Raw genomic sequence first — 13,316 nt, forward strand, 5'->3', positions numbered from 1 at the left:
GGTATTCAACTACTCCGACCAAAAATCTGCTTGTAAACCGGTAGCGTTAGAAAGTAATCGATACCCCACCGGTAAAGCCTTTCAGGATAGGATAGTTATAACCATTACCGCTGGAGCCATTGGTTACTACCCGGTCCGAACCGTTGAGAGTTTCTACATCCAGGTCGCGGGTGATTTTGTACAGCGGCGACCAGGTAAGTAAATTTTCGCCGGATAAGAAAACGCGGGCGCTGCTCAAGCGCAGTTTGCTCGTAATCACTTCCGGTAAATTATAGCCAATCTGGATATTTTTCATCCGCAGGTAAGCCGCGTTAATTAAGTATTTGGTTTGGGTTTGGGTAAGCTCGCCGGCCCCGTTTTGAGCTACGTAACCCCGGTAACGCGGCAGATACGCATTCGGGTTTTGCTCCGACCAGATATTACCTAAATGCCATTCCGGCAATTTATTATACGGGCGGTTATACTGTCCCCAGAAAATAGCCGCTTCGGCCCCGGGGTACCAATCCTGGTGACCAACGCCCTGGAAGAAAGTAGAAAAGAAGAAATTATTCCAGTCGAGGTCTAGGCGTGCGCCGTAGGTGTAGCGCGGTAACGAGTTACCAATTATGCGCCTATCGCCGGGGTTTGCCACTGTATTATCGCCGTTGTTGATGACACCATCACCGTTTAGATCAGCAAATTTAATATCGCCCGGTAACCATTGCCCACTGGTAGAAGCCCGGAATAAAGCCTGACTCGGCGAGTTGTTGATTTCGTCTACGGAGGTAAAATAACCGGCCGTTTCGTAGCCCCAGATTTCGCCTAGCCGCTGACCGGCGTAGTAATCCGTTAATTTATTATCGCGGTTGTTAAACTTGGTAATTTCGGCGCGGTAATCGGCTAAAGTAAGCCGTACGCTGTAGTTAAAAGGTTTAGCCGCTACCGCAAATTGGTCTTGCCAGTTCAAGGCTACTTCCCAGCCGCTAGTTTTTAAATCGGCGTAGTTGCCTTTAGGTACATTGGTGCCAAATACGGCTGGCAAGGTCATGCCCACGGTAAACATATCGGTGGTTTTCCGGATGTACGCGTCGCCGGTAAAGGTAAGCCGGTTCCGCAGCATGCCTAGATCCAGGCCAATGTTTTGGGTAGTAGAAGTTTCCCAGGTAAGGCCATCCGGAATTACGCCGGGCTGGCTGGTTTTTTGGGGCCGTACGCCGTTCAGTACCCGGTCGGATTGCGTAATGGCAAACTGCTCCTGGAAAGCGTAGGAACTAATGTTACCGTTACCCAAAGAACCGTAGGAAGCCCGGATTTTTAAATCCGATACCACATCGGGCGATACTTTCCAGAAAGGCTCGCCGGAAAGCCGCCAGCCCGCCGAGAAGGAAGGGAAAAAGGCAAACCGTTCATTTTCCGGAAACTTAGAAGAACCATCGTAACGGCCGCTGGCTTCGAGCAAATACCGGTCCTTGAACGAGTAATTTAAACGGTAAAACCCGCCCATAATGGCCCATTTTTCGTAACCGCCGCTGGTAGTAATGGATTGGCCCAAAGCCAGGTTCAAATCCTGAGCCCCCGGGTAAATTAAACCATTGCGTAAAGTTTGCAGCGCCTGATACGTCGATTGCTCGTAGTTGTAGCCGGCCATGGCTTTAAAATAATGCGCCTCGTTAAAATTGGTTTCGTACTCCCCGAACAAGTTAGCCGCCAAGTAATTGGTTTCGCGATAGGTATCCTGAATATCGTTGGTATTTAGGCCCACGTACTCGATTACCCCGGGTTTGCGGCTATACGGCACGGCCACCCGGATTTGCTTTTGGTCGTCGTCGGTGTTGCGGAAAGTAAAGTTACCTTTTACCCGCAGTTTATTTTCTAAAAATTTGGTCGTAAAACCGGTGGTATTCCGGATTACGCGCTGGTTCATGTCGATGCCATTTTTGCCGTACCAGAAATCGCCCACGGTATAAGCCGCGGAGTAAGTTAAAGTACCATCGGGGTTAAACATCGGGGACATGGTGTGGCCTTCGTCGGCGATATTGCGCCAGATACCGCCGCCCTCGCCTACGTTCAAGGGGTTGTGGTATTTTAACTGGGTGTAATCGGTGTTGTTATCAATCTGGAGCCAAGAGAACAAATCGATGGTACCTTTTGCCCGGAAGTTATAGGTGTTAAAATCGTCGGAATTATAGCGGAACAAACCGTTTTGGTTGTAGTACCGGCCGGTGGCGTAAAAACTGGCTTTGCCGCTGCTGCCCGAAACCGCTACGTTGTGCTCGGTGGCGCTGGTATGGTCTTTATACAACTCTTTGTACCAGTCCATATTTTCGTAATATACGTACTCGCCGTTAGGGCCTACTTCGGTTTTAGGTAACGTAGGGTCGTTGGCTCTTTTTTCAAATTCGGCGAGGTATTCCGGCGAGAAACGTACCGTTTTGTTTACGTTCTGCGGGGTTTGCGAATAGTTGTTCCAGGCGGTCCAGCCTTCGTTAAACATTTTAGCAAACGTGTAACCATCTGTTACAAAATCGGGCACGGCCGTGGGGCTTTTTATGGAATGGTTTACCGAGTAGGTAACGCTGGTTTTATCTTTCGTGGGATTTTTGGTGGTAATCAGCACTACCCCAAAGGCGCCCCGCGCCCCGTAAATAGCCGCCGAGGAAGCATCTTTCAGCACCGACACGCTGGCGATATCGGCGGGGTTCAGCAAACTGGGATTGCCTTCTACCCCATCAATCAACACCAAGGCATTACCGCCTTGCCCAATAGACGTAGCTCCCCGAATGTTAAAGGTTGGCGACTGAATGGGTTTACCATCCGTAGGTATCAAATTTAGGTTAGGGATTACTCCTTGTAAACCTTGCCCTACGTTGGATACGGGCCGGTTTTCGAAAACTTCGGCGGTTACTTGGTCTACGGCGCCGGTCAGGTTAACTTTTTTCTGGGTACCATAGCCCACTACCACCACTTCGTTTAAGCTTTGGGTATCTTCGGGCAAGGTTACGTTTACAGCAGTTTGGTTCGTAACCGGGATTTCCTGCTTTAAATAACCAATAAACGAAAATACCAGCACTGGCGAAGTGCCCGGGTCAATGTTTAAAGTAAACTTACCTTCCGGATCGGTAATAGCGCCATTGTTGGTTCCTTTTACTACCACCGAAACGCCCGGTAATGGCTGACCAGCAGCATCTTTCACCTGACCCGTGATAGGCCTGGTTTGCGGCAGACTGTTCTGAAAAATAAGCGTGGATCGGTTTAAAAATTGGTTACTACTTCCGGCGCTAAATCCATCTAAGGGGTTGATTAAAGCGGTCGCCATTAACAACTGAGCTAAAGGGAGCGAAATAACCTTTCTGTTTTTACGTAGTTTTTTATGCATGGCTTTACTATTTAGTACAAAGGAATATGGCTTCAGGTGCATCCTGAAAAACTAAATTAGTTGGGGGCAGGTAGCTAAAGAGAGCGGAAATTCTAAATAACAGACCTTAATCTACGCTGCTGACGCGGGTGCAGAAATAGGTTGAAAACCTGAAAATAAGAGTCGTGGCGAATAATTTCAAATTTAATCAAAATAATAATTTCTGGTATGCGTGTTACTTCACGTTCCTGCCTTTTTAACAGGAACCTAATTTCGTCGCAAAGGAACAAATACAGATTTATTCTGAATCTCTTCATTCTGTTAAATTTATATTATCAATCGACCAGAATAAAATTTTAAAAATAATAATTTAATAACATACCAAACAAAACCCGCAAAAAAAGGTACTGGTAGCAACTCGCCACACATTGGAGATTTGTTTATCTGATTTTAATTTTTCTGCTTTATTTAATTAATTACCCGCGTTACTAAGGAACAAAGCAGATAACCTAGCATTGGGGTTAAACGTAATTCTTTGCGCATAACAAAGCCCTTTTTTATAGAATTGTAAAATCCTTAATTTAGGGCAGTTGCTTTGCTCAGTTAGCGAAATTTTTAAAATTTTAAATTTTCAGCCCGAATAAATGCCGGATAAATAAGCCTCGATAATAAAAGCCGGCTATGGCAAAGTAACTTGCCGAACAATTACAGCAGATACTTGTACTAAAGTAAACTTTTACGATTTAACACAACTTTTTAATGGATGCGCTTAAATTATTCCATAACAGTCCTGAAAACCTGATTGTAGTTTCCCCGGAGTATAAAATTTTAGATGCCACTAATGCCTATTTGCAGGTAACCCGCCGCCAACGGGAAGAAATTGTAGGGCTGCATTTTCTTTTAGAAGCTTACCCCGACCCGAACTATACTTTTGAGGAAAACCCCGTTAGAATATCTTTCGAGAAAGTACTGCAAACCAAAAAAGTAGATTACATGGAGCTGGTAAGCTACCGGATTGCTTTACCGGAATTTGAAGGCGGCGGTTTCTACGACAGTTACTGGGAAGCATCGCATACCCCTGTGCTGGATGATGCAGGCAACATAGAATACATTATTCAAAAAACCATTGATGTTACCGAACGAGAACTGGCCCGGCAGGCGCGGGTTATCAGCGAAAAGAAATTTAAATTTTTAATGGATACCATTCCGCAGGTAATTTTCACGACAGATGGTGCCGGCAAAGTAAACCACATTAACAAACGACTGATTAACTATACGGGGATTTCGGAAGAAGAAGGCTATAGCCCGGATTTTGATTGGAGCACGTTGGTTCATCCGGAAGACTTACCGCGATTAACCAGCAGCGTGCAGGAAGCTTTAAAACAAAAAAATGAGTTTCAGGCGGAGCTGCGCATCCGTAACCAAAATGGCCAATACCGTTGGTTCATCAACAAAACTACCCCAGTGCGCTTAGATGAAACCAACGAAATACTTATGTGGGTAGGCAGTTGCACCGATATTCACAGCACCAAGCAAATGGTGCAGGAACTACTGGAAACCAACGAACAAATGGCCGCTTTATCAGATCAGGTGCAATTAGCGTTTAACAAAGCCGAAGCCGAGCGCAAAACCCTGGAGCGGCTGATTATAGAGGCGCCCGCTTTCTTTTGCATCTTAAAAGGCCCACAACACCGGTTTGAGTTAATTAACGATAAATACCAGCAACTTTTACCCGCCAAAAACATTAAAGGCCGTACCGTAGCTGAAGTAATGCCCGAGGTAGTAGAACAAGGCTATATTCAAATTCTGGATAAGGTATACCAAACCGGCGAAACTTTTTCGGCGGAGGAAGTGCCTATTAAATTAGACCGCCAGGCCACCGGCGAGTTAGAAGAAATCTATGTTTCTTTTGTTTACCAGGCAATCTACGACGAAAATCAACAAATTTCCGGCATTATGGTGTGCGGCAACGAAGTAAGTGAAAATGTAAAACTCCGGCAACAACTACAAATCCGCTAGTAAGAATAAAACAGTTGTAATGCATTATGGAAGAAACTATTAAAGGATGAATGCGGCTCAGGTAGATTTACAACAATTACGTATTAAGCATATTTTATATAAAGCAAAGGTGCGTTCTGCCGTATATGGTGGCTCGTACGATGCAGCTTTTTTTTCCCGTTTAGGTCCGGTAAATACCTGGTTCGACTCTGTGGGTTTGCTTAAATATAAAAACGAACCCGAAATGCGGGAATTAAATGGCTTACAACAAGAAATAAATTTATTCGTGAATCACTTAACTGATTTATACAAACGAGGCAAAATAGACGAAGCTTACGATGGTTTAAGTGTGATAGAAGAAAAATCGATTCAGTTTTTAAATCTTGTAACGCTTATGGAGCAAAGGCTGGGCGATTAACCTTTCCCTAAACACAAGTATTAAGGTATTAGATTTTAGACTTTGGGGAGAACAAAGCGGTTAAACCGAAATAGTTAAACACCTGTACCTCTTTACTTATATGCTTTTTAGAAATTAAAAAATTTAAAAAATTATTAAAACAGGTAAAAAGCAGCTAGTCCGGGAGCTGAAATTAAAACAAGCACAACCAGCATTAGTAACTTCCGGCAAAGCAGCTTCTGCTGCATTTAGCTTGTAACAGGCTTACACCTAGGCTGCAGCAGAACAACAAGAAAAAGAAATTAAAAATAGATTAAAAAAAAATTAAAAGAGCAGGCAATTTATAAAACCATTGCCGTTAATCTAAGTATAAAAACACATAGTATAAATACGTAGTTAACAAACCAGCAGCATGTATTGAAGGAGGATAGTGGTGGTAAGATCTAAACAAACAATTTATGAGTACTTAATTGAGCCTTCGCCGCTGTTTTTAAAACAAGTAGTAGAAATAGCCGAAACCAAGGAATACATTTTAGTACAGGATACCCGCGAGATAAAAAAACGGGCCATCCCCGATCAGGTTATTCAAAACTTTGAAAGCCGGCTGCAGTACTTATGCCGGTATACGTGCCGCTGCCAGGAATACGATGGCGTTACCTATTTATTGATTCCCAAAACCAACGATAATTAGTTTTCTTCGGTAGTTTTTGCGTCTGCGGGTTCCGTACAGTTCCTGCCTTAATTACGCCTTTTCTTACCTTTACCAGCCTGTGGCCGGGTAATGCATCACCTCTCACTTCCTGGGAGAAACAACTAATTCTATCTTAAAAAATAAAGCTTGGCTTTCTGTTATTACGTTAAAGTAAGTTTACTCCTTCTTTATTCTGTAACCGGTAAATTCTTTATAAAGGATTGCTGCCGCTTACAAGCTTAACCAAAAACAAAATTTTTTAAATTTTTCTATTTTACTGGTTTATTGCGGCCTTACCCAAAGAACATAACCCTTAAGCATGCGATTATATATTTAAAAACAGCATGAACGCCGAAAGGCCTAGTTTTATAATTATTTTCCTTTTGCCCGCATGGCTAATCTGTAAATTTGCGGATAAAATCTTACTAGAATGTTTGCCGATTTTAACCGGACTGTTGATTACTGGCTAGCCGCATTAGAACCATACAGCTTGGCGCAGTTGTGTGCCCAACCCTCGCCCGGCAGTTGGTCGTTAGGGCAGTTGTACCTGCACCTGATCAACGACACCACTTTTTTTATCGATCAGATAAAAACGTGCGTTGTCACCAATGACCATGCTGACCAGGAAGCTTCCTTATTTGCACAAACGTTGTTCCGGAATAATGCTTTTCCGGACGAGGTGATTGAAGGCTCCCCGGAAAACGCCTTTATTCCGCAACCTACCAGTAAAGAACAGCTTCGGCATCGCCTTCAGGATTTGAAAGTGGCTATGAATCAGGCGGCCGCTTTGCTGCAAAATTCTGCTTTTAAGGGCAAAACCAAACATCCCGGTTTAAACTATTTTAACGCGGCCGAATGGCTGCAATTTGCGGAAATGCATTTTCGCCATCACCTCCGGCAAAAGCAAAGAATCGATCTGTTTTTGCAATCACGGAACTGGGAATAACTGGGGCTATGTACCCTAGTGCGCTGTATTAACACTTACCAAAATTTGAGCAGTTAGGACAAGCATTATTTTTAAAAACAGGTTTAATTAAACACCGGAAAATGGCCTTGTTTTTTCTGAACATTGCTATTTATAAAAAACGCCCTTATATTAAGCTATTTAATCCGTTAACCACTTGGTATACTTTATAGCCTCAAATTTTAAATGTCCGATTCTTCAGTAGGTAAGATAGTTAAATGGAAAGAAACGGTTTACGTAAAAATGTGTATCCAGGACGACATTTGCCAGGCCTATTTTAAACCTATAAAAGTTCTGGACCTAGCCATTGCTAAAATTACCGTTCACGATCGGATAGTATTTTTTAGAAATAAATCTTATCCTTGTTTGTTTGACGTAACGCAGGTAAACCAAATTACCAAAGAAGCCCGGGATTACATGGCCGCAGAAGGCAATCAATTAGTAGTGGCCAGCGCCATGCTCATTAACTCGCCCATGCTCCGGATGATCGCTAACTTTTACATGATGGTAAGTAAACCTAAAAATCCGACGCAACTTTTTACGGATAAGCACCGGGCTCTGGAATGGCTCAAGCCATTTAGAGATACCTCTTTCGTTTAGGCCACTTGTACTTTTAAAGAGCAGATAATTAAAATTTTTAAAAAATTTAATTTTTCCGGAAGCATTTATTGGCAAGTCCCGGGTTAGTTCAGGCACCATTGCAGGGCATTTTCCAGTAGCCGCACAAAGCTAGCATCCTGCCATACTTCCTGGCTGTGCCCCATAGCGGTATAGAAAGTTTTGCCTTTACCAACAGCCCGGTGCCAGGCCACGGGGTGGTAGTTACCCATACCAAAATTTTTATCCCGGATCCAGAGCATGTTGCCATTGGGTATAATCTTGTTGCCGTTAATGTAAGCTACCACCTGGGCGCTCTGGGGTTGACCCGTAAAAACGTACCATTCGTCTTGGTGTTCCCAAGCTGGGGGCAAGTTCCGGGTTAAGGCTAAGCTGGCCGTAGGTTCCAGGTATACGGTTGTTTTTTGAAACTGCGGATTAATAGGATGGTGCGAAAAGTGGGTACCCAGCAAACTTTGCTCGTACCAGGGCCAATGGTGCGAGTTATCGCCGGCCCCATGAATGCCCAACAGAGTACCGCCTTCTTCTACATAATGGCTTAAGGCTTGTTGTTGTTCTTCGTTTAAAACCCGACCGGTAGCGTTGTTAAAAATAACCGCTTTAAATTGCTGCAGTTGTTCCGGATTAAAAACGCCGCCTGCCTCGGTTTGGTAAATAAACCAATTATTCTGTTTCGCCAACTGGTTAAATATTGCCTGAGATGCCCGGATGGATTCGCTGTGCCGGAAAGCAGTAGTTTTGGAAAAAACCAGGATAGCCGCTTTTTGGCGCGGAAACTGGATGTTTGGTTTTTCAGTTTCATAGCTAACCGGAAAGCCATAGGTAATTTTATAAAAAAACAGCCCGATGGTGGCCCCCGATACCAGCAGAACACCTAACAGAGTACCAAGTATACGTTTACCAAACTTTCTCATTAAAGGCAGGTTTTGCAGCTAAAATTAACGTGAGTTCGAGATAAGTGGAGAGTACAGCTTTATTCCTGTCAAAGTACGTTATTCTGCAAGAATCTAATCGCAGAATGACTGAAATAGATAGCAAAGTTCGTTCTTTATGTTGTTATATGCTTATGTCGAACTCACGTTAAAATTTAAAAATTTTAACATAAATAAACCCGGTAAGTTTTAATACCTACCGGGTTTATTTATTAAGCCACTAACGGTTCTTCTTGTTGCAACAATAGGTTAATTATTCTTTTATTAACCGGGTTAGCGCTTTGCCACTATCAGAATACGCTTTTATAATGTACATACCGGAATTTACCGGCGCCTGAAACGGCATTTCTACAGTAGCTTTTCCTTCTTCGGAAGTAACTACCTGGGTAGACTGCATCTGGCGACCTAGCACATCAAACAAAGTAACCGTAACATTTTCCTGTTTTTTAAAATTTTGAATTTCTACCGAAAGTTTATCGCCTGCCTTAAGCGGATTAGGGTAGGCAACAATTTGTTGGATTTCGGTGGAGTTTTCCGGTTCAATTTCGCTTACCGCTACTGCCGAGGTTGAAGCGGCAGGCTGCACCGGTACGCCTTTGTAGTTTACCTTAGACCGAATACCCCCCGTATAATAAATGATGCCATTAATTACGGCGGCTACCCCCGTTGATCTTTTGGCTGGTAATGGCGTTAATTCTTGCCAAGTATTAGTTGCCGGGTTATAAGCCGATACCAGCGCCGAACTTACGTTGTAAGCAGTTTGTCCGCCTAATACTAAAATGCGGTTGCCCATTACCACCACCGAAGACGAGATATGATCCCGGCCAACCGGCATATCAGCGCCTTTGGACCAAGTGTTTGTAGCCGGATTGTAGATTTGTACGGATTTCTGCATCACCGCGGCATCATTCTGGCCATGCGCCCCCCCGATGTAGTAAATTTTACCATTGTAAACCGCAGAACCGCCATGGTTGGTTTTATTGGGTAAGGAAGCTAAAGATTTCCAACCGGCCGAAAGATTTTTTAGATCTAAGGCATAATGCACCGAAACATCGGCCCGGGATTTATTAGCACCGCCCATGTAATGTAGTTTGCCGTTCAGGTACTTTAATTGTCCGGCGGCCAGGTCGTAAGGTAAGTTGGGTAAGGCTGTATAATTATTGCTGGCTACGTTGTAGCGCCATACTTGCTTGGTACCAAAAACCTGCCCGGTGCCGGTAGCATTAGACGGATACCCGCCGGCTAAATAAATATTAGTACCATCGGTAGCAGTACCCACGTGGGTTATGCCCCCAAAGTTGCTGCCTTTGGGTGTATGCGGCAAATCGGCAATAGCCTGCCAGGTATTGTTATTCGGATCGTAGCGGTAAGCCTTTTTAGTAGGCGTATAAGTTGATTTTGTAACATCATAACCACCAAAAATGTAGAGCCTGCCATTTACTACTTCGCCGTGCACTTCGTGGGTACCATAAGGCTGACTGGCGGCCGTACCCCAGGTAATGCGGGTAAAATCAGGCGTGGAGGAAGAAACTCTTACTACTTCTATCCCGGCTACTTGCGGGCGGTTTACTCCGCCATCGCTGGCCAGAGAACTGAAATAAAGGTTTAAGGTACCATCTGTTACATTTATCGTAAAAGTTTCGGAAGTAGCAGTATTGGGTGCTACTTTTCGCAGAATATCATAATTATCTAACACCTTCGTGCCTTCGGCCTTTACATCAAAAATTCGTTGGCCTACTTTGGTCCAGTATATTTCGGCTAAAAAAAGCTTAACCCGGTACTGCCCGCTGCTTACCGGAAAGTTATAGTTAAAAGTACTGTTATTGGTAGCAGAGCGTCGTTGGTTTTGGTATATGGCATCATCGGTGGTGCCCGCAATACCAGTGGTGGTGGTGGTAGTAGACCCCGGCGAAGGAGCAAAATACTTATCAGCCGAAAACGTACCCACGGAGGAGCTCATGCTGCCCCCACCTGCATTAATGCGGTAAACCAATTCATCTGCTCGCACGGGCAACTGCAATAAAAAGCAAATAGCGGCCAGTAATAATCCTCTACTATGTTTTAACTTGGCAAATTTTGAAACAGGAAAGTAAATTTTAATCATGTAATTAAGAATAATAAAAATAGAAAGATCAATAAGTATTTCAAACAAGGAAGGGCCTACTCAAGATAAATACACCCTGAGGGAAAGCAAGTTACACCTGATAATAGGCTAGAAAGTTGATATTTGTGTATTACGGGAATGGCACATTCATTAAATTTAATATTTGAATATACTTTGTTTAAGATAAATTGTTACAATTTTAAGGTATATATTTTACTTCGCCGTTCCCTTAAATTCTTCTTTAGAATTTAAACCAATGCGTTTTAGGCACGTACGCAGGCAGTAACAGCCTCTTTACTTAAATGTATATAGTTTAATCTTTTTTTATTACCGTATTTGTACTGATTTCTTTCCGAATACTTAAATCCGTATAATGCTTTATAGAAAGCCGTAGAAATCACTAGCTCCAGGCCCGTATACTTTGGTGTAAACAAATTAGTAGTTATAAGTATATGGCGGGTTTAATCGATCATATTTTCGAGAATATAGTAATTGAGCAGCTATCCCGTTCAGAGATTGAATCCTATAACAAGTATATTCTGGAGATATTCTATCAAAACCTGACGGTAGAACAAAGAGCAAGATTACTACAAATTCAAACCCGTTTAAAGAAAAGAATGCTGGAACTGGATAAATGAGAATTTAAAATAGAACCAGACGCGAGTAATCAAACAAACACTCTTGATAAATAGAAATTTTAAAAATTCTCTGAATAGGCGAAAACGTTGTATGTACTTTTCGTACATCCTACCCAATTACAAGTTTATTTCTGCTACAAAGGCGATTAGCAAGCATTATTGGTTATAAATCAGGTAATTAACAAATAGCACTAATAACACCTTTACACTTTTATAGTTACTTATTCTGTAAAACTAAACGGGGCGTTTTTAAACCAGTTCCTGTAAAGCAACCACTATTATTTTGCATTATTTAACTAGCTACCATATCTGCAATAGGCCAATTAAAATGGAATACCGTACCATCTTTTCCCGTAGATTCCACCCAAATATCGGTTTCTTTTATTTGCATTATTTTGTTTACAATAGACAATCCAAGACCGGTGCTGGTGTTCCGGTGCCGGCTCCCTGTTTGGTAGGGCTCAAAAATTTTTATATGGTCTTCCAAGGGTATTCCCTGGCCATTATCCGCAACCGATATCTGAATAAAGTTTTCTCCTTGCTGCCAGTTAATTTGAATTAATCCGGCAGGTTTGTCATTGTATTTAATAGCGTTGTTCAGCAAATTGGTAAAAATTTGCTGTAAGTAAATTTCTTCTGTAAATAAAACGGGCAAATCCGGAGCTACTTCAATTTGGATATGAGCCGGAACATTTAAAAAACGGATAACTTTATCTATTAACTCTTTTAAAGAAACCCTGGTTTTAGCAATAGAATGCCGGCCCATACTGGAATAAGCCAACACATCCGAAATAAATTTATCCATTAATTCAGCCTGTTCCTGCACCATCTGAATCGTTTTTTTTACTCCGATTAAATTGTTTTCCTGCAGGTCTTCTTCTATTATGGAAGTTAAGGATACAATATTAAATAAAGGCGATTTTAAATCGTGGGAAATAATATAAGCAAACTTATCCAGCTCTTGGTTAATAGCGGTAAGCTGTGTATTGGCCAAGTTGCGTTCTTGTAATAGGTTAGTTATTTCGTGGTTAGAGGCCTGTAATTGGGTGTTTAAGTTTTTTATTTCATCTAACTGGTGTTCCACTTCCAGATTCTTCAACCGTAATTGATCGAGTAATTCCAGCAGCTGCATGTTTTGATTTTTGATCTCGACGTAAGGAGATACATTTGCTTCGCTGGCAAAGTGCTGATTCCAGCCTTGAATGATAGCGTTATTAATTGGTGGATGGTTATGCGGAATAGCTTTGTGGAGCATAACCTGAGTTCCTTTTTCGCTGTCGCTGTCGATAAATATTTGCTCTACCAGCTTTTTAGAATTATAAATACCCCAGCCTTTTGACGTTACCGGGCGGTAATGTTTATTTAATAATTCTTCTACATTAATAATACCCCGCCCTCGGTCACTAATTAAAGCTTCCAAGTATAAAATGCCTTTGTTTTCGGCAATGTTAAACTGAATCTGGCCTTGACCTACGTGCTCCAGTACATTGCGGCAAATCTCGGAAACAGCCGTAGCAAATTTGGTTTGGTTAGCCATGGCAATGCCACAGAAGCCAGCCAATTGCAAAGACCGTTTGTACGCCAATACTACGTCTAACTCGTTTTCTATTTTAATTTTAATAATTTCCTTTTTCATCGGC

General features: G+C 42.5%; 10 protein-coding genes. 6 read left to right on the plus strand and 4 right to left on the minus strand.

The window, feature by feature from the left end:
* Window positions 1-46: 46 nt before the first annotated feature.
* Window positions 47-3,355 carry a SusC/RagA family TonB-linked outer membrane protein gene (locus HUW51_RS05640; protein WP_185273016.1) on the minus strand — a complete coding sequence of 1,103 codons (3,309 nt, stop codon included), beginning with the start codon at window positions 3,353-3,355 and terminating at the stop codon, window positions 47-49.
* A gap of 738 nt (window positions 3,356-4,093) precedes the next feature.
* On the opposite strand from HUW51_RS05640, the gene HUW51_RS05645 reads away from it, so the two are divergent.
* The 5 genes from HUW51_RS05645 (at window position 4,094) to HUW51_RS05665 (ending at window position 7,984) form a co-directional block, all read left to right on the plus strand.
* Entirely contained in the window at window positions 4,094-5,353 is a 1,260-nt protein-coding gene (locus tag HUW51_RS05645; RefSeq protein ID WP_185273017.1) for a PAS domain-containing protein, read from the plus strand.
* A gap of 46 nt (window positions 5,354-5,399) precedes the next feature.
* Window positions 5,400-5,750, plus strand: a complete 351-nt coding sequence (locus HUW51_RS05650) for a histidine kinase (RefSeq protein WP_185273018.1) — start codon at window positions 5,400-5,402, stop codon at window positions 5,748-5,750.
* A gap of 412 nt (window positions 5,751-6,162) precedes the next feature.
* The gene (locus HUW51_RS05655; RefSeq protein WP_185273019.1) at window positions 6,163-6,420 is read left to right on the plus strand and encodes a hypothetical protein; all 258 of its coding nucleotides are present in this window, start codon (window positions 6,163-6,165) and stop codon (window positions 6,418-6,420) included.
* A gap of 430 nt (window positions 6,421-6,850) precedes the next feature.
* Window positions 6,851-7,366: a DinB family protein gene (locus HUW51_RS05660; protein ID WP_185273020.1), complete on the plus strand. Its 516-nt coding sequence runs from the start codon at window positions 6,851-6,853 to the stop codon at window positions 7,364-7,366.
* A gap of 204 nt (window positions 7,367-7,570) precedes the next feature.
* Window positions 7,571-7,984 (plus strand): DUF7793 family protein, encoded by a 414-nt coding sequence (locus HUW51_RS05665; RefSeq protein WP_185273021.1) that lies wholly within the window; start codon window positions 7,571-7,573, stop codon window positions 7,982-7,984.
* Between the two features lie 83 nt (window positions 7,985-8,067).
* On the opposite strand, the gene HUW51_RS05670 is transcribed toward HUW51_RS05665, so the two are convergent.
* Both HUW51_RS05670 and HUW51_RS05675 read right to left on the minus strand, forming a co-directional pair.
* Window positions 8,068-8,916 (minus strand): ThuA domain-containing protein, encoded by an 849-nt coding sequence (locus tag HUW51_RS05670; RefSeq protein ID WP_185273022.1) that lies wholly within the window; start codon window positions 8,914-8,916, stop codon window positions 8,068-8,070.
* Between the two features lie 271 nt (window positions 8,917-9,187).
* A complete protein-coding gene (locus tag HUW51_RS05675; protein WP_185273023.1) occupies window positions 9,188-11,038 on the minus strand; it encodes a malectin domain-containing carbohydrate-binding protein in 1,851 nt (616 codons plus the stop codon).
* A 452-nt stretch (window positions 11,039-11,490) separates the two neighbouring features.
* On the opposite strand from HUW51_RS05675, the gene HUW51_RS05680 reads away from it, so the two are divergent.
* Window positions 11,491-11,676 carry a hypothetical protein gene (locus HUW51_RS05680; protein ID WP_185273024.1) on the plus strand — a complete coding sequence of 62 codons (186 nt, stop codon included), beginning with the start codon at window positions 11,491-11,493 and terminating at the stop codon, window positions 11,674-11,676.
* A 292-nt stretch (window positions 11,677-11,968) separates the two neighbouring features.
* On the opposite strand, the gene HUW51_RS05685 is transcribed toward HUW51_RS05680, so the two are convergent.
* Entirely contained in the window at window positions 11,969-13,312 is a 1,344-nt protein-coding gene (locus tag HUW51_RS05685; protein WP_185273025.1) for an ATP-binding protein, read from the minus strand.
* Window positions 13,313-13,316 lie beyond the last annotated feature (4 nt).

The sequence above is a fragment of the Adhaeribacter swui genome, assembly GCF_014217805.1.
Classification (GTDB): Bacteria; Bacteroidota; Bacteroidia; order Cytophagales; family Hymenobacteraceae; genus Adhaeribacter; species Adhaeribacter swui.